General features: G+C 61.9%; 19 protein-coding genes. 6 read left to right on the forward strand and 13 right to left on the reverse strand.

The window, feature by feature from the left end; translation table 11 throughout:
• Positions 1–68 precede the first annotated feature (68 nt).
• Positions 69–1,382, reverse strand: coding sequence for a homogentisate 1,2-dioxygenase (gene hmgA / locus HXS66_RS09670; protein WP_176503429.1), 1,314 nt, complete (start codon positions 1,380–1,382; stop codon positions 69–71).
• Positions 1,383–1,629: 247 nt separating this feature from the next.
• On the opposite strand from hmgA, the gene HXS66_RS09675 reads away from it, so the two are divergent.
• The 5 genes from HXS66_RS09675 to HXS66_RS09695 all read left to right on the forward strand — a co-directional run bounded on the left by HXS66_RS09675 (position 1,630) and on the right by HXS66_RS09695 (position 5,941).
• Positions 1,630–2,148 carry a MarR family winged helix-turn-helix transcriptional regulator gene (locus tag HXS66_RS09675; protein ID WP_176503430.1) on the forward strand — a complete coding sequence of 173 codons (519 nt, stop codon included), beginning with the start codon at positions 1,630–1,632 and terminating at the stop codon, positions 2,146–2,148.
• A gap of 117 nt (positions 2,149–2,265) precedes the next feature.
• Positions 2,266–2,433, forward strand: a complete 168-nt coding sequence (locus HXS66_RS09680; protein ID WP_077375858.1) for a DUF2256 domain-containing protein — start codon at positions 2,266–2,268, stop codon at positions 2,431–2,433.
• Entirely contained in the window at positions 2,420–3,988 is a 1,569-nt protein-coding gene (locus tag HXS66_RS09685; protein ID WP_176503431.1) for a DASH family cryptochrome, read from the forward strand. The genes HXS66_RS09680 and HXS66_RS09685 overlap by 14 nt, the downstream gene beginning before the upstream one ends.
• 113 nt (positions 3,989–4,101) lie before the next feature.
• Positions 4,102–5,373 carry an ATP-binding protein gene (locus tag HXS66_RS09690; RefSeq protein WP_084208537.1) on the forward strand — a complete coding sequence of 424 codons (1,272 nt, stop codon included), beginning with the start codon at positions 4,102–4,104 and terminating at the stop codon, positions 5,371–5,373.
• Positions 5,374–5,404: 31 nt separating this feature from the next.
• Positions 5,405–5,941, forward strand: coding sequence for a response regulator transcription factor (locus tag HXS66_RS09695; RefSeq protein WP_371861073.1), 537 nt, complete (start codon positions 5,405–5,407; stop codon positions 5,939–5,941).
• Here the strand turns inward: HXS66_RS09695 and HXS66_RS09700 are convergent.
• The 7 genes from HXS66_RS09700 to HXS66_RS09730 all read right to left on the reverse strand — a co-directional run bounded on the left by HXS66_RS09700 (position 5,938) and on the right by HXS66_RS09730 (position 12,514).
• A complete protein-coding gene (locus HXS66_RS09700) occupies positions 5,938–6,726 on the reverse strand; it encodes an enoyl-CoA hydratase-related protein (protein WP_255303190.1) in 789 nt (262 codons plus the stop codon). The genes HXS66_RS09695 and HXS66_RS09700 overlap by 4 nt on opposite strands.
• Before the next feature lie 317 nt (positions 6,727–7,043).
• The gene (locus HXS66_RS09705) at positions 7,044–7,817 is read right to left on the reverse strand and encodes a 3-hydroxybutyrate dehydrogenase (RefSeq protein ID WP_077375843.1); all 774 of its coding nucleotides are present in this window, start codon (positions 7,815–7,817) and stop codon (positions 7,044–7,046) included.
• Between the two features lie 245 nt (positions 7,818–8,062).
• On the reverse strand, positions 8,063–9,490 hold the full coding sequence (locus HXS66_RS09710) for an ATP-binding protein (RefSeq protein WP_176503433.1): 1,428 nt from the start codon (positions 9,488–9,490) through the stop codon (positions 8,063–8,065).
• Positions 9,487–10,149 carry a response regulator gene (locus HXS66_RS09715; protein ID WP_176503434.1) on the reverse strand — a complete coding sequence of 221 codons (663 nt, stop codon included), beginning with the start codon at positions 10,147–10,149 and terminating at the stop codon, positions 9,487–9,489. Before HXS66_RS09715 ends, HXS66_RS09710 begins: the two co-directional genes overlap by 4 nt.
• Before the next feature lie 97 nt (positions 10,150–10,246).
• Positions 10,247–11,131 (reverse strand): hypothetical protein, encoded by an 885-nt coding sequence (locus HXS66_RS09720; RefSeq protein ID WP_176503435.1) that lies wholly within the window; start codon positions 11,129–11,131, stop codon positions 10,247–10,249.
• A gap of 163 nt (positions 11,132–11,294) precedes the next feature.
• Positions 11,295–12,023, reverse strand: a complete 729-nt coding sequence (locus HXS66_RS09725; protein WP_084208532.1) for an LrgB family protein — start codon at positions 12,021–12,023, stop codon at positions 11,295–11,297.
• Positions 12,020–12,514, reverse strand: coding sequence for a CidA/LrgA family protein (locus tag HXS66_RS09730; protein ID WP_084208531.1), 495 nt, complete (start codon positions 12,512–12,514; stop codon positions 12,020–12,022). The genes HXS66_RS09725 and HXS66_RS09730 overlap by 4 nt, the downstream gene beginning before the upstream one ends.
• Before the next feature lie 255 nt (positions 12,515–12,769).
• Here HXS66_RS09730 and HXS66_RS09735 point away from each other — a divergent pair, with 255 nt between their 5' ends.
• The gene (locus HXS66_RS09735; protein WP_176503436.1) at positions 12,770–15,946 is read left to right on the forward strand and encodes an EAL domain-containing protein; all 3,177 of its coding nucleotides are present in this window, start codon (positions 12,770–12,772) and stop codon (positions 15,944–15,946) included.
• 188 nt (positions 15,947–16,134) lie between these two features.
• Here HXS66_RS09735 and HXS66_RS09740 read toward each other — a convergent pair whose 3' ends face one another.
• The 5 genes from HXS66_RS09740 to HXS66_RS09760 form a co-directional block, all read right to left on the reverse strand.
• Positions 16,135–18,237 (reverse strand): HlyD family efflux transporter periplasmic adaptor subunit, encoded by a 2,103-nt coding sequence (locus HXS66_RS09740; RefSeq protein ID WP_176503437.1) that lies wholly within the window; start codon positions 18,235–18,237, stop codon positions 16,135–16,137.
• 3 nt (positions 18,238–18,240) lie between these two features.
• Positions 18,241–19,617: an efflux RND transporter periplasmic adaptor subunit gene (locus HXS66_RS09745; protein WP_176503438.1), complete on the reverse strand. Its 1,377-nt coding sequence runs from the start codon at positions 19,615–19,617 to the stop codon at positions 18,241–18,243.
• Positions 19,614–20,420: an efflux RND transporter periplasmic adaptor subunit gene (locus tag HXS66_RS09750; RefSeq protein WP_176503439.1), complete on the reverse strand. Its 807-nt coding sequence runs from the start codon at positions 20,418–20,420 to the stop codon at positions 19,614–19,616. The genes HXS66_RS09745 and HXS66_RS09750 overlap by 4 nt, the downstream gene beginning before the upstream one ends.
• Before the next feature lie 37 nt (positions 20,421–20,457).
• Positions 20,458–22,008 carry a TolC family protein gene (locus tag HXS66_RS09755; RefSeq protein ID WP_164850302.1) on the reverse strand — a complete coding sequence of 517 codons (1,551 nt, stop codon included), beginning with the start codon at positions 22,006–22,008 and terminating at the stop codon, positions 20,458–20,460.
• A 207-nt stretch (positions 22,009–22,215) separates the two neighbouring features.
• A partial coding sequence (locus tag HXS66_RS09760) for a VCBS domain-containing protein (RefSeq protein WP_176503440.1) occupies positions 22,216–25,803 on the reverse strand: 3,588 nt, incomplete at its 5' end.

A 25,803-nucleotide genomic window follows, 5' to 3' on the forward strand; every position in this document is an offset into this window, starting at 1 on the left:
TCCTTGAGAAGCTTGAGGGATGAAAGAACGTGGGTAGACCAGAGCGGGATGGCATGCACATGCCAATCTCAGCGCTTTCGGGGAGTGAAATGAGACGCCAACCCCTGCCAGACCGAGCCGTAGTCGCGCTGACGAGCGCTCGACGACAGGGCCTGTGGGGTGGGCTGGAACAGATAGCGACTCTCGAACATGAAGGCGAGCGTATTGCCCTGATAGCGGGGGGCGAGTTCCGCCTGAGTGGCGGCCTCGAAGGTGGCAGCGTCAGGGCCATGCGGGGTCATGGCGTTATGCAGACTCGCGCCACCCGGGCGGAAGCCTTCGCGCTTGGCATCATATTCACCATGGATCAGTCCCATCAGCTCGCTCATCAGATTGCGATGGAAATATGGGGGGCGGAAGGTGTTCTCGGCGACCATCCAGCGCGGCGGGAAGATCACGAAGTCGAGATTGGCGACCCCAGCGGTGTCCGATGGTGATGTCAGCACGGTGAAGATCGAGGGGTCCGGATGATCGAAGCTGACCGTGTTGAGGGTATTGAAGGTCGCCAGATCATATTTGTAGGGCGCGTAATTGCCATGCCAGGCCACGACATCGAGTGGTGAGTGATCCAGACTCGCGCGCCAGAAACGCCCGCCGAACTTGGCCACCAGCGTGAAGTCACCGGCTTCGTCCTCGAAACGCGCCGAAGGTGCGAGGAAATCACGCGGGTTGGCCAGTCCATTGCTGCCGATGGGCCCCAGAGAGGGCAACTCGAGAGGCGCGCCATAGTTCTCGGCCACATAGCCTCGACAGCCCTCCGCGTGCCCCGCCAGCGGATTGAGCTGAAACTTGATACCACGCGGAATCACCACGATCTCGCCGCTGGCGACTTCCAGCAGGCCCAGCTCGCTGCGCACCTCGATGGCACCCTGTTGCGGCACAATCAGCAATTCGCCGTCGGCATTGTAGAAAAAGCGCTGCTGCATGCCGCGAGAGAAGGTATAGAGGTGCGTGGCACAGCCCTGCTGCGCCTGGACATCCCCATTGACCGCCAACGTGATCAGGCCGTCCAGAAAGTCCCCTGTCGAGAATGCAATGGGGTCCCAGCGCATCGGATTGGGGTCCGGCACTCTCTCGGCCAACGGTGCAGTGGCGACCTGCGGCATCTCCATGGGCTGGTAGGCGCCCTGCACGACCGAGGGCCGAATGCGGTAAAGCCAGCTGCGTAGGTTGTGACTGCGCGGTGCCGTGAAGGCCGAGCCGCTCAACTGCTCCGCATACAGGCCATAGGGGCAACGCTGGGGAGAGTTCTGGCCCTGCGGCAAGGCGCCAGGCAACGCCTCGGTGGAGACATGATTACGAAAACCGGCGTGATAATGGCACTCAGCGTTGCGCTCGCGCATGACGATTCATCTCCTTGTGGGCTCGCGGCTCCTGAAGATCTGGGGCATCCACGGCACGACATGCCGCCAACGCCCTAACTGGTTACATATGAAACCATATAGGCAGACCCACACCCTGACAATCGCCGAATTGCTAGACTTTTGTCTTGCTCGCTCTCGAAGGTGGTAACATCGGTAACCTGATTCACCTGAAACGTTTCAATGCGACTCAGTATGCCAACCCTCTCACCGAGTCAGGTAACTTTCGATGCAACGCACTGATGACACTCCCGAAGCTCGCGATGCCCTTGACGGGGAACCCCCACAGGACACATCCCGCTGCGAGCTGGATCTTGACCAGTTCCTGCCCTATCGCCTCAACCGTCTGGCCGAGCGAACCAGTGAGGCGCTGTTCGTCCGTTATGGTGAGCGCTTCGCCATCAATGTCGCCGAGTGGCGTCTGCTGGCCTGGCTGAGCCGTGGCTCGCCATTGACGGCCCGGGAAATCAGTCAACGGACTCATATGGACAAGGTGCGCGTCTCTCGGGCCGTCAAATCTCTGGAAAGCCGTAAACTGATCCTGCGCCGGCCGAGCGAGCAGGATCAGCGTGCGCAGTTGCTCGCCCTCACCGCCGAGGGTGAGGCCATGCTCGCTGAGCTGATCCCCAAGGCCCGCCGCTTCGAGGATGAGTTGCTGAGCGCCGTCAATGCACGCCAATACCGGGATCTGCTGCTCACCATGCAGACCCTGGAGCGTCAATTGGATCAGCTGCCAGGCAACGACTGAGACTCGCGGGAGGCAGCAGGTGCGCCACCTTGTGCACCATGAGATTCTCGACAGGACACTCGCACTTCGTACAAGTATGGTATAAATCACGTACTGGTTTTATGGAGTCGCCCCCGCATGCATCGCAAACCGCACCTGCCAAGCAAATTGTGTCAGACCTGTCAGCGCCCCTTCACATGGCGCAAGAAGTGGCAGGACTGCTGGGAAGACGTACGTCACTGCAGTCAACGCTGCCGACGCAATGCGCGTCAGGCAGCCCGGGAGACACACCATGACCAGCACTGATACCTGGCTTGTGTGGCTGGACGATGACCTGCGTCTCGACGACAACCCCCTGTGGCAGGCCGCGCTCGAGGAACACCCGGCGCACCTGCTGGTGGTATACATCCTGCCGGAGACGACCTTCCAGCCCGTTGGCAGTGTCAGCCCTGATGCTGCCAGGCTGCAGCCACTCAGCCTTGCACGTCAGCGCTTCCTGCTGAAGAGCCTCGAATCCCTGCAGGCAGGGCTTCAGGCCCTGGGCAGTGATCTGCTGATCCTCCAGGGTGACGCTGCACATCTGATACCCGAACTCGCCAGGCAGCATGCGTGCCAAGGCGTCATCGCGCGACGCGCCACAGGTCTGGTGGAGCGACGCCAGCAGCAGGCAGTGGCCGCCAGCTGTCGCCTGCGGCAGGTCAATAGCGGCTTGCTCCTGGACGAGGATGACTTGCCCTTCACGCTCAATGAGCTTCCTGAAACCTTCAGCGCCTTTCGTCGCAAGCTGGAAAAGGCCTATCCGGATATCCAGGCCATGCCCACTCCGGTGGCGGCGCCTTGCGCACTGCCGAGCTGGCCGGCACAGGCGCCGCGTGGCATGCAGGGCAGCGCCAGACGACTCCATGCGGCCAGGGACTGGCAGACCGACCCGCGGGGAGAGCATGCCTTCCTTGGGGGTGAGCCCGCAGCGCTGCAGAGACTCGAGCATTATCTGAGTCCTGAACATGCCGGCCAGTACAAGACCACCCGCAATCGCCTCAGCGGGGCAGATTTCTCGACCCGTTTCTCTGCCTGGCTGGCACTGGGGTGTCTCTCACCACGACGCATACTCGACAGGTTGCACACCTTCCAGAAGACACTGCCTGAGCTCTGCGAGACCCCACAGGCGGCGTTCAAGGACAGCGACTGGATTCGCGTCGAGCTCTTGTGGCGGGAGTACTTTCATTGGGATACCCGCCAGCTGGGGAGACAGGTCTTTCTGGCAGGCAGGCCCGGTACAGACTCGCTGCGGCACGAGGCGTGCGCTGCGATACCGGATGCGCTTGCACGCTGGCAGGCCGGAATGACCGGCGTGCCCTGGGTGGATGCCGGCATGCGCGAGCTGGCCGCCACCGGCTGGCTGAGCAACCGCATGCGCCAGAACGTGGCAAGCTATCTGATCAAGGATCTTGGCGTGGACTGGCGGCTGGGTGCCGCCTGGTTCGAGCATCAGCTGCTGGATCATGATGTCGCGTCCAACTGGGGCAACTGGCGCTACCTGGCAGGCGTGGGACGCGACCCGCGTGCGGACCGTCATTTCAACATGATGAAGCAGGCTCGCCAGCACGACCCGCTCGGCCATCACGTCACCCGCTGGATACCCGAACTGGAAACGCTGCCGGCCGGCATGCAACGCCATGCTCCCTGGATTGCCTGGTCATTTCGCGTGACGCCCGGGGCGTCGGGAGGCATCAACGGGACGACGCAGTCCGGCTACCCGCGCCAGCCCTTGCACCTTGTCGATGCCTGGCAGCCCCATCTCAGCGACGTCACACCGACACGTGTGAAGCCATGGCTGAGTGGTTCCTTCGAACGGGGCTGAGAGGAGACTGTCAGCGGACACAAGCCGTCGGGCCACTGACGCTAACTGGGCGTCAGGACTGCACTTTACCGGCCTTATTCACTATCATGGCCGCATTCCTTGCAGGAGTCGTCATGAATCAGCCGCTACCGCCGCCACTGTCCACACCGCACCGCAATCTCATTCGTCTGACCATCGCGCGCGGCATCACCTGGACAGGCTTCCTGATCCTGATCATCTTCGGGATCGAGATCATCGGCTTTCAGCTCAATGTCCTCCCCGTCATCTCGATCATCATCGCGATGGGCCTGGTCAATGTCGCCAGCTGGTGGCGTCTGGGTCAGACGCATCCGGTCACTGACACCGAGAACCTGCTGCATCTGCTGGTGGATATCGCCGGTCTGACGATGCTGTTCTTCAATACCGGCGGCTCCACCAACCCCTTCGTGCCCTACTATCTGGTGCCGGTGACCATGGCGGCCGCCACCCTCCCCTGGCGCTATGCCTGGATCATCGCGGCCGTCGGCATGGGCTGCTACAGCTTCCTGATGGTGTTCTACGAACCCGTCCCGCAGCTGGCCACCTACGAACTCGGCGGGCGCATCAGTCTGCATGTCATCGGCATGTGGCTGAATTTCGGCCTGTCGGCATCGCTGGTGACCTATTTCATCTTCAAGATGGCTCATGCCCTGCGCACGCGAGACCAGGCGTTGTCCACCACACGAGAAGCGGCTCTGCGCAGCGAACAGGTATTGGCAGTCGCCAGCCAGGCCGCCGGCACCGCGCACGAACTGGGCACCCCGCTCTCGACCATGGCGGTGCTGTTGAGCGAGATGCGCGAGGATGCCAAGGACAAGAACGACCCTCAGCTGGAAGAGGATCTCGCACTGCTGCGCAGCCAGGTCGACACCTGCAAGCAGCGCCTGCAAGCGATGGTGGCCGCGGCCGACCGTCGTCGCATGGAGCAGCCCCAGGCGCTCAACGCCGCGCGCTGGCTGGAGGAAATCGTGCAGCGCTGGCTGGTGGTACGCCCGGATGTGCAACATAGCGTCGAAGTGGATGCCTCCGCCCGCAAGGCTCAGATCCTGGTCGATACCACGCTTGAGCAGGCGCTGATGAACCTGCTCAACAATGCCGCGGATGCCTGCCCCGATGACATCGAGATCACCCTGGAACGGCGGGATGACGAGGTCACCATCGACATTCGTGACCATGGTGCAGGCGTTCCCATGGCGGTCGCGGACCAGCTCGGTGAGACCTTCATCTCCACCAAATCCAAGGGGATGGGCATCGGCCTGTTCCTGACCCACGCCACCATCAATCGTTTCGGTGGCGGCGTCAGCCTGTACAACCACGAAGACGGCGGCACCTTGACGGAAGTGCGCCTCCCTCTTTATCTGAACTGATGGCGGCAAAGACCGCCCAAGTGAGCCCCTGATGAGCGAAGAAACCCGACTGCTGATCATCGACGATGACGAATTCTTCTGCCAGGTGACGGCACGTGCCATGACACGCCGCGGCTATGCCGTGGAGGTTGCCCGGGACGAGGCACAGGCGCTGAGTATCGCGCGCAGCCATCGCCCCGAGCTGATCACGCTGGATCTGAAGCTCGAACAGAGCTCCGGCCTCAAGCTGTTGCCCGAGCTGATCGCCTTGTTGCCGGAAGCACGCATCGTGGTGCTGACGGGCTACTCCAGCATTGCCACGGCAGTGGAAGCCATCAAGCTGGGTGCCGTGAACTACCTGTGCAAGCCCGCCGATGCCGACGAGATACTTCACGCCTTCAAGCGCGAGGGAGGTGATCCGGAAGCCGAGATCTCCGACAACCCGCCCTCGGTCAATCGCCTGACCTGGGAACACATCCAGAAGGTGCTCAACGAGCACGACGGCAACATCTCTTCCACGGCTCGCGCCCTGGGGATGCACCGCCGCACGCTGCAGCGCAAACTGCAGAAGCGACCGGTAAAGCGCTAGCGCTTCATTCGGGTCAGCAGGGCCGCCACGGCAGCATGATGCTCCGGATCCTGATGGCATTGGCCCTGAAAACTGGCACACAGATCCAGGAAGTCGTCCAACCGCATCTCGGGGGCACGACGCATCAGACGCTTGGTCAGCCGTGTCGCCTGACGCGGCTGACTCGCCATCTGACGTGCCATCTCCAGGGCGCGTGTCATCAGGTCCTCCTCTGCACAGACTTCCAGCACGATCCCCAGTGCCAGCGCTTCCTGCGCCGAGACGATACGCCCGCTGAAGGTCAGCTCACAGGCACGCTGATAGCCGATCAGACGTTGCAGCAGCCAGGCGCCCCCATCACCGGGGATCAACCCCAGCGACAGGAACGTCTCGCCGAAACGTGCCTGGTCACTGGCCAGGCGAATGTCACACATGTTGGCGAGATCAAAGCCGGCCCCGATGGCCGGACCATTGACCGCCGCGATCACGGGCACCTCGATGCCCAGCACCGCAGGTGTCATTCGCTGGATACCGCGGCGATAGCGCGCCGCGACCTCGGCGGCATCTCCAGCAAAATCCCCCTTTCGCTGCGCCATGTCCTGCACATTGCCTCCGGCAGAGAAGGCGCTGCCCTCGCCGGTGATCACCAGGGCACCCACGCTGTCACAGCCATTGACCCATTCGGCCACTGCCAGCAGATCCTCCACCAGCGCAGTCCCCGTCAGGGCATTGCGCACGTCGTGACGGGCGAAGGTCATGACGGCGACACCGTGCTCGAGACTTAGGTGACTGTCGACAAGGGGCACGGGTGCAGCCGTTGACCTCTGCCGGGCGCAGCAGGCGTCAGTGGAATCGCGTGGGGATGAGGTGGCGTCGTGAGTAGCGTCGTGAGCAGCGTCGTGAGTCGTGTCATGTGGCGAAGCGGTCATGGCGGATTCCTGGCGTCATCGATGGCCGTCACGAGCGAGGGTCCTCAAGGGGGGCCTGTCGGCTCGCGCATACGAGAAGACCCTTGACCTCCGTGCAGCGTCATGCGGCGGGAGAGACAAGGGCCTGTCGGTCTTGCCGGTGGTTCACACAGCGGGCAGGCGGGCTGCCGACCCCACGCGAGGTGTCACGCGACTTACTGTGCCGTCCAGCCGAGATCCATGTTGAAACTGGAGCCCGTCACCGAGCCTGCCTTGTCGGAGGCCAGCCACACCGCCATGTCAGCGACTTCGGCGGGGTCGATCATGCGTTTGATGGCGGCCCCCTTGAGCATGATCTTCTCGATCACCTCATCCTCGGGCATGTCATTGAGCCTGGCCTGCTCGGCGATCTGCTTGTCGACCAGCGGAGTGCGCACATACGCCGGGCAGATGGCATTGGCCGTGATACCACTCTCGCCGCCTTCCAGTGCCGCCGTCCTGGTCAGCCCCATCAGACCATGCTTGGCGCTGACATAGGCCGCCTTGCCGGGCGAGGCGACATGCGCGTGAATGGAGGCCATGTTGACGATGCGGCCATATCCATTCTTCTCCATGTGCGGCCAGGCAGCCTGAATCAGCGTGAAAGGTGCCGTCAGCATCAGCGCGATGATCTGATCCCACTTGGCCTGCGGGAACTCCTTGATGCGCTCGACGTGCTGGATACCGGCATTGTTGACCAGGATATCCAGGCGACCGAAGCGTGACACCGCTTCCTCGACAGCGGCCCGACATTGCTCGCCATCCGTCAGGTCTGCCTTGAAGAATGCAGCGCCTGCCTTGTCGGCGACCTCTGCCCCATCGTCACTGAAATCCACGGCAAGGACCTGATGACCGGCCTGGCACATCGCTTCCATGATGGCGGCGCCGATACCACTGGCAGTCCCCGTGACAAGGGCGACGCGGGTCGGGGCTGACTGTTGTTCACTCATGAAGGTCTCCTTCGGGCTGATGTCATGCCGCAGGAATGCCCGGCCCCAGACAGGGACCGGGTGGCATCGGATGCTGCTCTGCAACATATAGTGAAGATAGCGCTAATAAAGCCACCTTCGCCACCCGACCATCGCCTTGTTGGCCTGCCGGCGACAGCATGCATGGCGTTGAACCGCCTGGAGCCTGCATGCCAGAGCCGTGATGCCACTTGCGCAACCGCCAGGGCGCAGCATGCAACGCGAGCTCAGCCGAAGTGCAATCGAGCTGACAGACCGGGCGACGCCGCACTCCCCAGCGGACTGTCATCCAGGGTCAGTTCCGCTCCCAGGCGCTCGGCCAGTTCATCGACGATCGAAAGGCCCAGCCCTGACCCCGAGGTGTTCTGCCCCGCCAGACGCACGAAGCGCTCCCGGACCCGCTGACGCTCACGGGGCGGAATGCCGGGGCCGGTATCCATGACTTCCATGATCAGACCATCGCCGAGAGAGGTCTCGCGGCGCCGAATGCTCAAACGCACTTCCCCCCCCTCAGGCGTATAGCGCAGCGCGTTGTCGAGAAGATTGCGCAGCAGCACATAGAGGCCGTTCTCGTGGCTGATCAACTGCGCGTCGGGCGTGACGTCGACGGACATCCCGACGCCACGCTGGCGCGCCATGGGGCCGAGATCCCGCGCAAGTTCATGCGCCAGATGCCCGAGATCGACGTGACTGCGCGGCACCTCGGCACCACTCTCCAGCCGCGACAGCGTCAGCAGTTGCTCCACGACACGCGTCATGCGATTGACACCGTCGACGATCATGCGCGCCGAACGCCGCGAGTTCTCATCGGTGGCATCCGCCTCGACATTCTGGGCGTGCACCTTGATGCCGGCCAGGGGCGTTCTCAACTCGTGTGCCGCATTGGCGGTGAAGCGACGTTCCTTGTCGAGCGTGTCGGCCAAGCGTCTCAGCAAGCCGTTGAGCGCATCCACCATCCCGCGAATCTCGTCCGGCGCCTCACTGGCATCAAGTGGCTCTAGATAGCCGGGCTGACGGGCAGTGATCTGTCGGCTGATGCGCAGCACGGGACGGAATCCCCGAGAGACGGCGACACCGATCAGCAAGGCGATCACCAGCAGCCCGACCACCAGCGCCAGCACGTTGTGCAGTGCGATCTGCCCCGTCAATTCATCTCGTACGTCTTCCCGCTGAGCGGCCGTGACCCAGATGCCGCTGTCAGGGAAATACAGCGTGAAGGTGAACCAGTCGTGATGATCCGTGTGCTGCTTGGCATAGCCGGGCAACGGCAGATAGTCGAGCATGACCGAGGGAGTGGAGAGCCCCAGCAAGGGCTGACCGAGTGCATCCCACATCTGGAAGACCAGCTTGTCTTCATAGACATGACCGAGGGGCGACTTCTCGTGCCCATCCGCGAAGCTCAGGGATGGCGGTCGCAGACTGAACTGCCCCGAGGTCATCTCCTGAAGTCTTTGCTGACGCGCCACCGGCGACAGCGAGGCCAGCTCGGATTGATAGAGGCGGCCCAGCATGCGGGCATTCTGGGCCAGCTGTGCATCGAACAGCTCATCGATCTGCTCACGGGCATCGAAGTAGCTCCAGGTGGCAGCTGCCCCCAGCACGATGATCACCCCCCCGATGAGGCTGCGCCGCAGAAAACTGCGTATCGACTTCACGCGGACTCACCCAGTCGATAGCCGACCCCGCGTACGGTCTTCACCACGCCGGCCCCGAATTTGCGGCGAAGATGATGCACATGCACCTCGATGACATTGCTTTCCACATCCCCATCCCAACCGTATAGCTGCTCGACGAGCTGGTCCCGACTGAAGACACGACTGGGATGGAGGAGAAGAAACTCCAGCAGATCGAATTCGCGCCGCCCCAGCGTCACCTCGGCGCCGGCCAGGGTGACGGAACGACCGGCCTGATCAATGCTCAGGGCCCCCAGTTGCAGGCATCCGTTGGCCTGACCCGCATGACGCCTGACCAGCGCGCGCAATCGGGCCACCAGCTCGGCAATGTCAAAGGGCTTGACCAGATAATCATCCGCCCCGTTGTCCAGGCCACGCACTCGGTCACTGATATCATCTCGTGCCGTCAGAATCAGCACCGGCAGAGTGTGGCCCCGACGGCGCAGCGCGATCAGCACCTCGAGACCGTCCATGTCCGGCAAGCCAAGATCCAGCACCAGGACATCAAAGGAGGAATGCTTGAGAGTGGCCACGACATCGCCCCCCACCCGCAACCATTCACTGCTCATGCCTTCACGACTCAAGGCATGACCGATACCTTCACCCAACAGTGGATCATCTTCCACGAGCAGCACGCGCATGGGGTCTCCTGATGACAAGCGATACGTGAGAGGGAACAGGGGATATCCCATGCCCCACTGATGACAGATGACGAGAGCGGGATGGCAGCATCATCGACTAGGCGCGATTCCCGGCTCTCTCCGCCCATGGCCTTTGCAAGCCCCATCCCCTGCCCCGTCGTCTTGCGCCGAGGACAGCGCGGCGCTCCTGGCGGCGAAACACGATGCGTTGAAGCGCTTCGCGAATGGCCTCCAGGCCCGAGTCCAGCATGCGTTCCGGTTGGCCGAGAATGCGGCGCAATGCCCAGCCACCTCGAAGTCTCATGCGAGCCAACGCCCCCGGTGCTCGCAACAGGCAAAGCGGATACACCATCTGCTCGACCTGACGCTCGATGCTGATGGGGTGGCATCCTTGATGCCGCGCCAGTTGCATCAGTAGCGGGGACTCTTCCCCGGTGATCAGAGGGGGAACGTGAAGCCTGACATGCTGGTGGGCACAGGCGGAGACCGGGGCGAACAAGTGGCCATCCGGCTGCAGTATGAACTCGACCAATTCCTCCCGCCCCGCCGTGACAAGAGAGGCCGAGAGACATTCCAGTACCCGCTGGCGCACGCCAGGCTGCCAGCCAGAGCCATGCAGAACATGCATGGCACGCCCGGCCTCCAGCTGCCACTCACCATCACCCGGCAAGCTCACCAGGGTGTGAGGACGCGACGCGGGCGTGATGCCGAGCAGCTGCTCACACAGCGACTCGCCGGTGACGTCCGAGACGGCGAGGGTCAGACAGCGATGCCGTTGCCCCAGAGGAGTCGGCAGCAGCTGGCACAGAAGCGCGAGATCATCTCCCGGGCGCTCCACCAGTGTCAGCGTGGCGCCATGGCCCGCCAGCTGCCAGCATATCTCCCGGCAACTCGAGGCCATGGGCGCTTCGACGAGCAAGCGATGACCGGCCAGCCGAGAACTTTCGACAGAACCACCACGGGAGCGAAACGGACGGTACATGGCAACATCCTTGGTCGGGGCATCGTCGATTCGACCATGCCAGGCTGAATGACCTACACGATGCCGACCAACGCTTAACGAAAGATTAAGCAGCGACTCTTTCCTTACCCTCTGACGGAAGACTTGATGTCCCTTGCCGGCGCCAGACGCCGATGCCCAAGGCTTACAACCCGAACAGATGGACCAGCGGCGGCAGAATGAAGGCCGTCAGGAGCCCCGTCAGACCCATGGACATGCCCGCGAAGGCACCGGCCAGGGTGCTGAGTGAAGAGAAGCAGTAAGCCGTGCCGATCCCATGGGCAGACAGGCCCATGGTAAAGCCCTTGACGGTATCATCACGCGCACCTGACAGCCGCAGCATCAGCGGTCCGATCACACAGCCAAGCGTCCCGGTCAACAACACCAGTCCTGCCGTGAGTGAGGGAATGCCGCCGAGCTTTTCCGCGATCCCCATGGCGATCGGCGAGGTCACCGACTTGGGTGCCAGGCTCAGCGCCACCGGTGTATGCGCCCCCAGGACCAGGGCCAGACCGAGCGTGGTGGTCACTGCAGTGGTGATGCCGACGCAACAGGCCGTCAGCAGAGGCCAGAGCATCTGCTTGACGCGGTCAAGATGATCGAACAGCGGCACCGCCAGTGCCACCGTCGCCGGCCCCAACAGGAAGTGAATGAACTGGGCGCCTTCGAAATAGGTCGCGTAGTCGGTATCCGTCAGCCAGAGAAAGCCGATGATCAAGGCAATCGACACCAGCACCGGATGGGCAAGAGACGCGCCACGAGCCAGGCGGTTGATCACGGTCGCCAGCAGAAAGGCCGCCAGCGTCAGCAACAGGTGCAGCAGCGGAGAGGCACTGAGATAGACCCAGAGAGCATCCAGAGGGGCGAGATTCACTGTTCCCCTCCCTTGCCGGCCACCGGGCCTTGCAAAGATGAACGACGATCTATCAGCCGCTGCAACAGCCAGGCTGTCACGAACTGCGTCACGGCGATGGACACCACCAGGGTCACCGCGATGGCGAGCAGGTCCTGAGCGATGAGGTCCAGATGCACCATGACCCCGACGCCTGCCGGGACGAACAACAGCGAGAGATGCGCCAGCAGGCCATTGCTGGCAAGCCTGAGACTGCCGGGCACTCGTTCACGCAACATGGCGCGGAGCAGCTGACGTTGACCGGCATCGTTGTCCGAGATGCGTACGGCGTCACCTTCCCTGTCCGGCGACGGTATCAATCGCTTGCGCAGACGGCCACGCACCATCAGCGCCAGCAGCAGGATCAGCATGCCCAGTACCGGTCCAGGCACCGGCAATACGAGGGCACGTCCCAGCACCTCGCCCACGAACTGACATGTCAGCAGAATGCAGAACCCCTTGATCAACTCCATCTCCGGCCAGTCTCCCCCATCAAGGCACTCATCTGACGTGCGGTAAAAGGCCGAATTGTGCCATAGATGCCCAATCACGGCACGGTGATACCGAGCCGTACCCGCCATGGGCGCGACGTGGGCTGCATGGCGCAGCCCTGGATGCACGTCGAAAGCCCGGCAGTGGCGGCAACGCTGGCTTATGGTAGTGTTCTGACTCGACTGAACCGCTACCTTCTCCGGCAAGGACACGCCTACGCGATGCCAGAATCCTTGATGCTTGATACTTCCATCACTTCGGAATGGGTCGAGACACTTCGACGCGAAGAGGACCATCAGGCCCGCATGCTGCTGGAGCTGGCAGCAGATCTCGCCGGGACTCCCCTCGCCTTGATCAGCTTGCGCAACGCACGTCATCTCAAGCGTTGGGTAAGCCTGGACGACAGCATTCCCGATACCCTTCCGCTGCACGATAGCCTGTGTGGTCTGGCCGTCATCAAGGGAAGGCCTCTGGTGACGCGCGATGCCTATCAGCATGCTGAATTGCGCGATACCTGTTCGGTGAAGGGGGATGGCATACGCTTCTATATCGGACTGCCACTGCATGATGCCACTGGCGCTGTGGTCGGATGCATGAGCATGTTCGACACCTCTCCACGCCAGTCGCTGCCCGACGATGACACCCTGGCGCGGCTTGATCAGCTCGCTGGAATGATCAGCGAGGCGCTGAAGCGCCTCATGCAGAGTGCCCAGCTCAGTGCAGCCTTGCGCGACAGCTATACCCGCGCCAACTGGATACTGCGCAGCATTTCCGATGGCATCATCGAATGGCAGCTAGGCAATGAACGCCTGACGATATCGCCACGCCTGGAAATGCAGCTGGGCTACAGCGCCGGAACCCTGGACAGCCGACTCGAGGCGCTGCATGAAAGAGTCGCCCCCGAGATGCGCGAAGAGTTCCAGGCGCTTCTCGCGATACAGCGCCTGCAGGAAACCCCGTTCAGCATTGAACTGCGCATCCGCACCCGCCAGGGAGACTACCGCTGGTTCAAGTTGCGTGCGCAGTTCCAGGTGCGTGATGACGCGCCCTATCGTTTCATCGGCTCTCTGCTCGACATCCATCAGCAGCACATGGCCGCCGTGGCACAGGCCGACAAGCTATGTCGCTACGAACGTCAGCAGGCCGTGCTGATACGACTCGGCAACGCCCACCATGCCGAGGGCGCTCGGCTCGAAGATCTGATGCCATGGATCTGCCAGCAGGTGGCGGATGCCCTGCAGGTACGCAAGGTCAGTTTCTGGAAGATGAATCCCGAGGGAACCCGGCTGTCACTGAGTCATGTACACGACGGTGAACTGCCTGCCCCGCACGATGCGACCTCTCGGGCATACCCCCGAGAGCTGTGTGACAGCCAGCTGGGAGAGTATTTCACCGCCCTGAAATCCGAGCGCATCCTGGCGATCAGCGATACCCAGCAGGCCAGCAGTGGGCTGTTGTTCAATGGCTATTTCAGCACGGACCTCCAGGCAATTCTCGACAGCCCCGTGCGCATCTCCGGCAAGATTCGCGGGGTGATCTGTTGCACGGAGTGTGGCGGTCCACGCGAATGGGCGGAGGATGAGCTCGCCTTCCTGAGCTCGGCCTGTGATCACGTCTCACAGCTTGCCACCGAGCTTGAGCGTCACGCGACCCAGGAGCGACTGCGTGCCAGCGAGCGTCGCTATCGCGCCACCTTCGAGCACTCCGCCGTCGGGATGGCGCACATGTCCAAGGCGGGCCAGTTGTTGAGGGTCAACCAGCGACTCGAGGACATCCTCGGCTACCCGAGCACCACGCTCGAGGGCTGCTATATCCGCGAACTGATCGAGCCGGAAGACCTGGCATCGCTGCAACGCCGCCACCTTGCCTTGATCGAGGGCGGTATCAGTCACTTCACCCAACGCTGCCGCTTCCTTCATGCACGGGGCAACACGGTGCATGCCGACGTCAGCGTCTCCTCCGTCGATACCACCCCGGTGCAGGACGGCTATACGCTGGTCGCTCTGGTCGACAAGACCCATAGTCACACCATGTCCCAGCGACTGATCCATGAAGCCAACCATGACAGCCTGACAGGACTTCTGAACCGCGCCGCCTTCCGTCGCAGATTGACGCAGTTCTGTGACGTCGTGCGCGAGGACCACTCGCAACATTGCCTCGCCTATATCGATCTTGATCAATTCAAGGTCGTCAATGATACCTGCGGACATTCCGCGGGCGATGCCCTGTTGATCCAGCTGGTTGACGTCATCGGCAATGATCTGCGCCCACAGGATCTTCTGGCCCGTCTCGGGGGCGACGAATTCGGTCTGTTGATACCCGGCATGACACTGGACGAAGCGGAACCGCTGCTGGAGCGACTGCGCCAGAGCGTGGCCAATTTCCGATTCATGTGGGACGACAAGCTGTTCAGCGTCAGCGCCAGCATCGGCCTGGTCAGCATCAGCAACGGCCAGAGTGATCCGCATCATCTGCTCAGCGCTGCCGATGCCGCCTGTTATGAAGCGAAGGACGCTGGGCGCAACCGCGTGCATCGCCATAGCGTGAGCGGAGACGAAGTCACTCAGCGGATGGAGGAAATGCACTGGGTCGCCGAAATCACCGCCGCGGTGGAAGCGCAACGTCTCGTGCTCTATCACCAGCCCATCGCCAGCACACGCACCAGGCCGGGCACCCCTGATGAGCAGCACTATGAGGTGCTGGTGCGCATGCTGGGGCGTGACGGCAGCATCATCGCCCCCGGGGCCTTCCTGCCCGCGGCAGAGCGTTATGGGCTGGCTGCCACCATCGATGAATACGTCATCCGGCATTATCTGGCCTGGCTGCAGTCGCAACCTGCCCACCTGGCCAGCCTGACACGGGTGTCGCTCAACCTCTCGGGTCACTCCATCAGCAGTCCCAATTTCCGCGACATGCTGGTCAGCCTGGTACGTGACAGCGGGATTCCCGGCCACAAGCTGTGTTTCGAGATTACGGAAAGCGTGGCCATCACTCGCCTGGGCGATGCTCGCACCTTCTTCGATACTCTGGGAGAGCTGGGGTGCTACTTCGCACTGGATGATTTTGGCAGCGGCGTATCGTCCTTCGGGTATCTCAAGAGCCTGCCGGTGAATTATCTCAAGATCGATGGTGCCTTCATTCGTGACATGGACACCAATCGTGTCTCCTACGCCATCGCGCGCGCCATCGCCGAGGTGGCCCGCGAAATGGGCATGCAGACCATCGCGGAATTCGTTGGCAGCGAGGAGGTACTGGCATGCGTGACGTCCATCGGGGTCGACCACGTCCAGGGCTATGCCATCGGCAAGCCTTCACCGCTGGTGGCAGAGAACTCGACGCAGGCTCACAAGGCTTGCGTGATGACGTCGCAAGGCATCGCCAACAACCGCCCGGGGACGCAGCTCACATCTTGAGCGACGATAGCGATCACGCTGTGGTCCTTTCGATATCATGTGGCAGCCCTCGGCACGGCCACTCGACACGGCCCCTCACGCATGAAGGCGGAGTCCGGACAAGCCTCTGAAACGAGACACGCACTGACAGCGATGCCGTCAGTGCGTGTCTCGTTGAAGCCGACCCCGGGGCGTCAGCCCCTCCTGCCTCAGAAGCCTGATTCGCGGCGCCAGACCCCCACTACCTCACGCCAGGTCCGACTCAACAGACTGCGGGCCTGAGTCTTGACCTTGACGACACCGCGGCGTCCGGGAATCGACTGGGCAAGTGCCTTGGCGGCGTCCACCGGCGCCAGTGTCACTCGATACAGACTGCGAACCAGCTCCAGCTGACCTTCCTTTCCCTCACGTACCTTCAACTCCCCACCGTAGGGCACCGCCATCTCGGGCTGCTCCAGAATCGCGGCCGACTGGGGGTCCACGCCGACGACACGCATCTCGATCGGCGCCCCTACTGGCGCGAGGGGGTAGAACCAGGCGCTGGCACCCGGTGCAATGCGCAACACCTCCTCTTCCTCTACCCAGGCCGTGAGCGTCACCTTTTCAGGGTTGCGCAACGTCATCACCCATTCCCCCTCTCCAACCCAGCCGCCCTCCCTCAAGGCGGGATTGAGCGAATGGACCTTGCCGGTGAATGAGGCCACCAGCTGCCCTGTCGCCTGCTCGGCCTCCAGAGCACTGACACGCTGGCGCTGAACGTCAAGATCGGCCTGGATGACCGGACTCTCCTGCAACAACCTGCGATCCAGCCCGCTGGCAGAGCGACGCCAGTCGAGCTGTTGCACGCGACGCCTGGCAGTGGCAAGCCGTTGGGCGACTTCCGGCGCACTGACCACCGCCAGAGCCTCACCGACGGTCACATCATCTCCCTGAGCGACCTCCAGGCTGACACGCCCACCAAAGGGCGCTTCGAGGCGTGCCGAGGGCTGCTCCAGCCAGCCAGGGAGACCCAATTCACCTTGCCACGGCCACACCAGCAGTCCGCCGAGCGCCATCAAGATCACACAGGTCCTCAACAACGCCAGATTGGCACGTGGCTTGCGACCTTCACTGAACCAGCGCCGAATTTCATTCACGATTGGCCGCATGATGAAGTACCAGATCTCGACGACGAACAATACGATGCCGAGAAGCTTGAAGAAGAAGTGATAGACCGCCAACGCGATCCCGAGAAACAGCAGCAGGCGATATACCCAGACTCCCATGGCAAAGCCGACCAACGCACGTTGCGGACGTTCCGGAGGCACTTCCTTGAACCCGAACAGCCACTCACGCAGCTGCCAACGTGCCAGCGCCTGTGAGCGGGGTTCAAGATTGGGCTGTCGCCAGGCATCGGAGAGCAGGTAATAGCCATCAAATCGCATCAAGGGATTGAAGTTGACCAGTGCCGACATGATCCAGGTCGTCGTCGCCAGCCAGAAACACAGAGTGCGCACCATCCCCTCGGGCAACAGATGCCAGCTGAGCAGGGCCAGCACCGCGATGGATAGCTCTACCGCCACGCCCGCGACGTCCACCTTGACGCGATCCTTGGCATCGGTGAGGCGCCAGGCATCGCTGGTGTCGGTATACAGCACCGGCCAGCCGACGATGAAGGCCACCCCGATGGTGGGGACGCGCACTCCCTTGGCCTTGGCCACGAAGGCATGCCCCAGTTCATGCAACACCTTGACGAAGACCAATGCCGCCCCGAGCGTCAGCCATCCTCCGACAGCGCCCAGCGCGGAGAAGCTCGCGATGAACGTATCCAGCTGCCGAATCGTCAACCACACGCCGAGAAGCCACAGCACGCATAGACTCCAGAAGAAGCCCTTGCTGCCCAGCCAACGTACCTTGTTGACGTGGCGACTCAACCAGCGATCAGGATTTGCCAGCGGAATGCGCACGAACAGGTAGTGATGCATCAACCACTTGAGGCCCTTGGGGCGAGATTCGAGACGCCGTTGGTATCGCTCCTGCTGTCCTGGATCGCCCCGCACCAGATCGTGCTGCCGCAGAAAGTCCGACAGGGCACGCAGCTGCTCTCCGGGAACGTCACGCCCCAGACTCTCGCTGGCCTGCTTAGCGGCGACCGATTCCTGGCCGCCGCGTATGAACGGCAACAATTCGATGGCCGCTTCTCCCAACCGGTAGAAGCGCTGTGCTACCGGGTCATGCAGCAACCAGCGACGCTTTCCATCCCGATCCTGCTCGACGGGATGAAGCTTGAGGTCCTCACGCAATACCGCCAGGGGGGGAGTCTGAGAGATCATGATCTACCACCCGATCCAACTACGCAGCGTGGCCCAGGGGCGACGGAAGAGGTAATAGCCAAGCGTGACCTGCTCGCCTTCCACCTTGGCTGTCCCGCGCCAACCGACGCGTGGCAGGTTCTCGGCATCGTTCAACAGGGCACGCGCGCGGTAGGCAAGCTCACCGTCCGGTGCGAGCTCTGCGCGATAATTGACATGCGTCAGACTGGCATCGCGGACCTGGGAGGGGTCGACATTGAGGAACAAGGACACCTTCGCGCCTTCCGGCAGCGGGATGTTGTCGGCACTCGGCAGCCAGATTTCCACCTCAGCCCCGCGAGTGTCGGCGACTTCCAGCAGACGCTCGCCCAACTGGACAGGCCGCCCTGCCCAATCGCTGGCATCCCCGATGATCGCCACACCGGCTCGAGGCGCCTCTACACGGACTCGCGTCAATTGCTGCTCAAGAAAGTCGACATCGGCACGCGTCTGCTCCACTCGTGCCAGCAACAGTGGCACTTCCGCGCTGGCATCCCGATCAGTGAAGGCGCGCTGACGGGCACGGGCATATTCCGCCTGCGCCACGGCCAGTGCCTGCCGGGCTTCCGCAAGCCGTCCCTTGAGTTCGGCATCGTCCAGCCTGGCCAGCAGCTGGCCCTTCTCCACCGGATCATTGGGCGCTACGGCCAATTCCTTCAGCACGCCATCCAGCGGTGAACGAATGAGACTGCTGACCTGAGGAACGATCTCGGCCTGCCCCAGTACCGAAAGACGCACCGGAATCAACATCAGCAAGCCCAGCATCACCACGATAGCTCCCGTCAGCAGGCGCTTGCCCACCGGAGAGCGCTTGCGCCCGGCATGACGCGCAAGCACATGCTCAGCCCCCTGCACCCAGTGGGTCAGCAGTCGCTGCTCCGCCTCGTTCCACGGCTTTTCCCGCAACAGCAACAAACCGCCCTCGAGCCGACCTCGCCAGACCATGGGAATCCAGATACCTTCGCGCGGCCAGTATTCACTCCAGTCGGTCCCCAATGCAGCATCCCGCTCGGCGAGACGCTCGGGCGTCAGCAGCATCAGCTGATCCGGCGAGGAAGCAGAGGCGTCATCGACGCGTCTGGAGACATCACGTCGATCAAGCTCGAACGTCTTGAGGACTCGCCTCACCCAATGCAGATAGGGGCTCTGCTGCTCGACATCCGTCGCGCCTGAGTGAGCGGAAAGCTTGCCATTGGCAACCAGCAATATCTGGCGCGCCGGAAACAGATAACCGGTGTCGTTGACCAGTACATACTCGGCCTCCTTGCGCCCCTTAGCGCTCATCAGACGCTTTTGCAGCGTGATGAGGCCGGCCAGGCGATCCGTGGTGACACTGCCTGGCATCTCGACCCGCCGATTCATCGTGATGCCTCTCCACTCTCTTCGGCATCAAGGCCTGATGAATTCAGAGAGGGAAAGCGCACCTCACCACTCATGCCGGGCTTGATACCCACCCCCGGCTTGGCATCCGGCCTCGCGATCACCTTGAGGGTCTGGCTGACAGGGTCGATGCTGTCCACGACCCGGACGATCTTGCCGGAGAGCTCGGCGCCTGTCGCATCTGCGGTGAACGTCATGGGCGTGTCGCTTCCTACCTGCCCCAGCCACATCGCAGGTATCACGGCTTCGATCTCCAGCTCGTCGGAGCTGACCAGTTCCAGCATCGGCTCTCCATTGGAGACGAATTGATAGGGGTTGACGACGCGCGAGATGACTTCGGCATCAAAGGGTGCAGTGATGGTGCAGTCGCTCAGGTAGACATCAGAGAGCTTGACGGAAGAACTCGCCTCATTGACTGCCGCTCGTGAGAGATCGACATCCAGCTGGCTGACATTGTCATAACGCGCCAACTGCTTGTTGACCTTGTACTGTGAGCTGGCCCCCGACAGGCGCGCACTCGCGACCGCTCGCTCGGCCTTCAGGGAGCGGCAATCAAAACGCACCAGGACCTCGCCCTGCTTCACTTCTTCCCCAACGCGTCGATTGACCTCCAGCAAGCGCCCCGACAGCGGCGCTGCCAGCATGGTGGAGTTGACGGCACTGACCTGCCCGCGAACGGTCGGTTGCTCCGCGGCGTGAGCCTGACCCATCAGGCTCGTCCCCGCGAGCAGCAGAGATCCACTGAAGATCTGCAGGTAACGGGTAACTTGGTGTCCAACGGTCATCATCAGCATCCCTGTTGAAACAAGATGGGAGGCTAGTTCAGAGACTGGCCTGACCGTCCTGTGCATTGGTTGTCTCGGACTGGACTTCCAGCCAGAGGGCCGGATCCTGCAACGGCAGACTGCCACCGGACCATTGCTGGAAGGAGGCATCCAGATTGCTGGCCAGGGTATCCACGTCATAACGCTGATAATCCTCGGGCACCGGATTGAAGCCCAGACTGAACAGGAAACCTCCATAGGCATCCTGCGCATCGGCATAGGCCAATGAATTGCTCAACACCGAGTTCAATGCCTTGGCCTGGTTGAGCAGGGATTGCGTCCCCGAGATCGCACGGCTTGCCCGCGCCTGCTTGCTGAAGTCCGCGATCTGCTCATCCAGTGCCTGGAATCGCTGGGCGATACTGAGACTCTCCAGCGAATTATGGTATTGCTGCCAGCCAAGATTGACGCGGGCCAACGTCGCCATGTTGCTGGCCAGACGACGAGCCTCCACCATCTGATCACGCGCCTCGTTCTGAGCCTTGATCTCATCGATGGCAAACAGACGGAAGATATTCCAGCTGATCCTCACCCCTGCCTGTGCCCAGGTATCGTTGTACAGATAGCTGTTGCTGTCGTAATTGGCGCTGTAGGAGAACTCCAGCCCCGGCAACAGTCGCACCATGCTCTTGCGCGCTTCACGTTGCGCGATACGGGCATTGTAGAGCTGGCCGACGTATTCCCCACTGTTGGCCAGCGCGACACGCTCCAGCACATCCAGGTCATTGGAAGGCAACGGTGGAAGTGCCGGCAACTGGCTCGGCGCCTGCAAGGGGATCTCGACATTGGGGGCCTGATTGATCAGGCTGGCCAGTTCGATCTGCGAAGTCTCAACGGAACGCTGCAAGCTCTTGAGATTGCGCATGATGGAGAGCAGCTGGCGCTGTTCCTGCAGGACATCCAACGGCGCCCGGAGTCGTTCGCGCTGGATCTGATCCAGCTGGGCGAGCGCCTTTTCGGTGTCTATCAGCAAGGCATCGATGCGCGGCTTCAACTTCTGCGTCACCGCGGCCTTCCAATAGGCGCTGCGCGTCTGCTGAAGCAGCTTGGCCATGATGTCACGCCGGGCATTCTTGACGATCAGGAAGCGGTCCGCCTCCTGCTTGGCCTTCAGGTAGCTGACACCGAAATCCAGCACGTTCCAGGAAAGACGTAGATCGGCATCGGTACGGTCCTTGTCGACAGAGGTCGACTGGGCAAGGCTCTGCACGCCGGTACGCACGTTCTCGCTCGAGGAGGCATCTTCATTGTTGCGGCTGGTGAAACCGGCATTTGCCGCCAATACCGGGAGCATGTCCATCTTGGCCAGATTGAAGCTCTGCTCGGCCAACGCCTGTTCCATCAGCTTGACGCGATTGTCGAGGTTGTACTTCAGCGCGCGCGCCATCGCGTGATTGAGATCAAGTGGCTCGGTGATGGCCGGTGTCATCTGCTCGAAGAGCATCTCATCACTCTGGATGGCGGTCGCGATATCCTGACGATCCAGAGGCTCAGGCTGTACGGTGCCGCAAGCTGACAGCGCCAAGCCTGCCGCGCTGATGGCAACCATCGTCGCCAGAGTCTTGAGACGACCCTGTCCGCGTGGTTCAGGCAGTGCTCGGGTGGATCCAGCTGTGTTGTATCCCGTCATGATATCGCCTTGTTCCCTTGCTCTTGTTCACCCACCCCTTGGTATGAGGCAGGCAGACACCTTGTATTAGATAAGCTCACTTTCGCGCTATCGAGAGCTTGGTGCGGTTTATTCTGTTAACGATAATCAAGAAATTTCTGAATCATCACTCAACAACGCCATCAGATCGGCCAGCACGTCTGCATGGTCGTGACTGAACCCGTCACGTCCGGCCACCTTGAGCATCTCGGAGAGTGGCACGGCACCAGGTACGCTGGCCTGATCCTCACCATTGTCGGGAGCAGGTGTACCAGTGATTTCAGTGCTCGGCTCTGCTTCATCTTCCTGATGCCCTTCTGCCGGCGGCTGCTCTTCACCGTCGTTGGCGAGGTTGCGGTAATACTCGAGGCTCTCTTCCTCTTCCTGCTCAGGCGTCAGATAGATGACAAAGGTGGTACTGGCCTCGTTGCCGGACTCATCGCGACCGATGACCTTGACGTCGACTCGCTCAACGCCGAGAGACAAGGCCAGCGCCCGATTGACACGGAAGTTAAGGGAATCACTGTCGAACGCGACATAGTCGGGCAACGGCGACCCATCAGTTCTCGTCGCTTCAACCTTGATCTCTTCATTGTTGGTGCTTTCAAACGCGCCCGCCGGCAGCGCAAATTCATACACGGATTCATTGGCCACGACATCACGCAGGATGATGGTCAACTGAACCGGTTGAATGCTCGGAATATCCACCAAGGTGGAATCGCTGAGCGGTTGGAAGAGCTCTCCATCAGACTCCGGAAGGAAGGTCGCTTCGCCCTCATCCGATCCAGCACTTGCCCCGCCCGCCGGGGAACCGTTACCAGAGAAGCCTTGCACTGGCGCCACCGTCACCACGGGCTCCGGTACAATGTTGTCGCTGAGACCAGCCACTCGGATCGTCAACTCACCGACTGCCGTGCCCCCTTCTCCATCACTGACCACGTAGCTGAAGTCATCCGTCACCTGCTGACCATCGTCGAGGGATTGGACGACATCACTCGCGTTGTCCAGCACATAGTTCCACATGCCATCGGCAGCGATGATCAACTGACCGTAAGTGCCCTGGATCACGGTGTCGCTGTCAGCGACGGCCTTACCATTGACGCTCGCAATGAGCAGTGAATCGCCATCGCCATCGACAGTCACCGGCTCGCCATCAGCATCGACCAGCAGGCTGCCCTCAGCAGTGGTCTCTCGGTCCTCGGAGACGTCAGCGCTCTGATCCAATGCCTGCGGCGCAGGATTCCCTATCTCGAAGGTGAAGGTCGTGGTGACAACCAAGCCATTCTCGTCAGTGCCAGTCAGCGTGACGGTGTAGATGCCGTCGTTGTTGACACCGCCGGTGGAAGCATCCGCTGACAGCGTGCCGCTGATCTCGCCGGTGATCGGGTCGATCACCAGACCGTCCGGCAGGTTGTCGACGCTGTAGGTCAGCTCCGCACCCTCGTCGACGTCGGTGAAGGCGCCGGCAATGGTGAACGGTGTGATCGTATCGCCGTCATTGGCACTCTGATCGGCCGGCTGCGCCCCATCGACCAACACCGGCGCATCATTGGTGCCGTTGATGGTGACGGTGAGCAGCGCCGTGTCGGTGCCGCCCTGACCATCGGAGATCGCGTAGGTGAAGGTCTCGGTAATCACCTCGCCTTCCGTCAGCGCCTGCACCGCTGCATTGCCGTTATCCAGTGCGTAGGTGTAGCTGCCGTCTTCGGCGATGGTGACGCTGCCGTAGATGCCGGTGACCGGCGTACCTGTGGGGGTGTCAGTGCCTGCGTTGGCGCCTGCGCCGATGCCACTGACGATCAGCGTATCCGTATCATTGCCGCCATCGACATCCACATCGCCATTGATGTCGCCATCGCTCAGCACATTGCCGGTCGTGGTGCTGGTGTCGGTGGTCGCGACGCCCTCATCCAGCTCGGCGGCGTTGTCGAAGGCTTGTGGTGCGAGGTTGACGACAAAGAAGCTCAGCGTGACATCAGCCGACTGGCCCTGCTCGTCCGTGGCAGTCACCGTCACGGAGTAGCGACCGTCCGTCGTGGTATTGCCGAACTGGGAGGCATCGTCAGCAAGTGTGCCGCTGATGACCCCCGTCACCGAATCAATGACCAATCCACTCGGAAGATTCTCGGCCGTATAGCTCAGCTGCGCGCCGCCATCGACATCCTGGAATGCCTCTTGCAGGCCGATCGGCGCGATCTGCTCTCCATCACTTCCCGCTTCAATGACCGGTGCACGAAGGGTGGCCCTCGGTGCATCGTTGGTGCCATTGATGGTGACTGTGAGCAATGCCGTGTCGGTGCCGCCCTGACCATCGGAGATCTCGTAGGTGAAGGTCTCGGTGAGCACTTCCCCGTCGGCGAGCGCCTGAACCGCTGCGTTGCTGTTGTCCAGCGTGTAGCTGTAGCTGCCGTCCTCGGCAATGGTGACGCTGCCGTAGGTGCCGGTGACCGGCGTGCCTGCGGCGGTGTCAGTACCGGCATTGGCGCCAGCACCGATGCCGCTGACGACCAGCGCATCCGTGTCGTTGCCGCCATCGACATCGACGTCCCCATTGATGTCACCATCGCTGAGCACATTGCCGGTCGTAGTGCTGGTGTCGCTGGTCGCAACGCCCTCATCCAGCTCGGCAGTGTTGTCGAAGGCTTCCGGCGCGACGTTGGCCACGGTCCAGGTGAAGGTCGTGGTGACCTCAGCACCGTTCTCGTCGGTGCCGGTCAGCGTGACGGTGTAGATGCCGTCAGCGTTATCACCGCCGGTGGAAGCATCCGGAGACAGCGTGCCGCTGATCTCGCCGGTGGTCGGGTCGATTACCAGGCCGTCCGGCAGGTTGTCAGCAGAGAAGCTCAGCTCTGCTCCGTTATCAATATCAGTGAAGGCATCCGCGACAGAGAATGGTGTGATCGGATCGCCATCATTACCGCTCTGATCGACCGGCTGCTCACCATCCACAAGCACCGGGGCATCGTTGCTGCCATTGATAGTGATCGAGACAACCTGCTCGGCGGTCACGCCCTGGCTGTCAGTGACGACCACGGTGTAATCCAGCACCAGGCTCTCGCCGACGGCGAGGTGATCGAAGGCTTCGCCAGCGACACTGCTGCTGTTGAAGGTCCAGTTCAGCGTGCCGTCGTTGCTGACACCATCGATGATGGCATCGGCGTCGACGGAGAGCATGCTCAGCAGCTGGTCGTTGCTCAGGCCGTCGGTGTCACCGGTCGCAGTCACCGCGGTGACGCTCGGCGTGACGTCGTCGGTGGTATCCAGATCGCTGACAGAGAGCGTGCCTGAGGTGGTGAGCGTATTGTCCGTCTCGGTCAGCGACTCGGCGGCGCTGTCGTCGCCTTCGAGGGCGATGACCGGCGCATCGTTGCTGCCGTTGATGGTGATCGAGACGACCTGCTCGGCAGTCACGCCCTGGCTGTCGGTGACGACCACGGTGTAATCCAGCACCAGACTCTCGCCGACGGCGAGGTGATCAAAGGCTTCGCCAGCAACACTTGAGCTGTCGAAGTTCCAGTTCAGCGTGCCGTCGTTGCTGACGCCATCGATGATCGCGTCGGCATCGACGGAGAGCATGCTCAGCAGCTGATCGTTGCTCAAGCCATCAGTGTCACCGGTGGCGGTCACGGCGGTGACGCTCGGCGTGACTTCGTCGGTGGTATCCAGGTCACTCACGGAGATCGTGCCGGCAGTCGC

Origin of the sequence: Cobetia sp. 5-11-6-3 (assembly GCF_013374055.1) — a bacterium.
Taxonomy (GTDB): domain Bacteria; phylum Pseudomonadota; class Gammaproteobacteria; order Pseudomonadales; family Halomonadaceae; genus Cobetia; species Cobetia marina.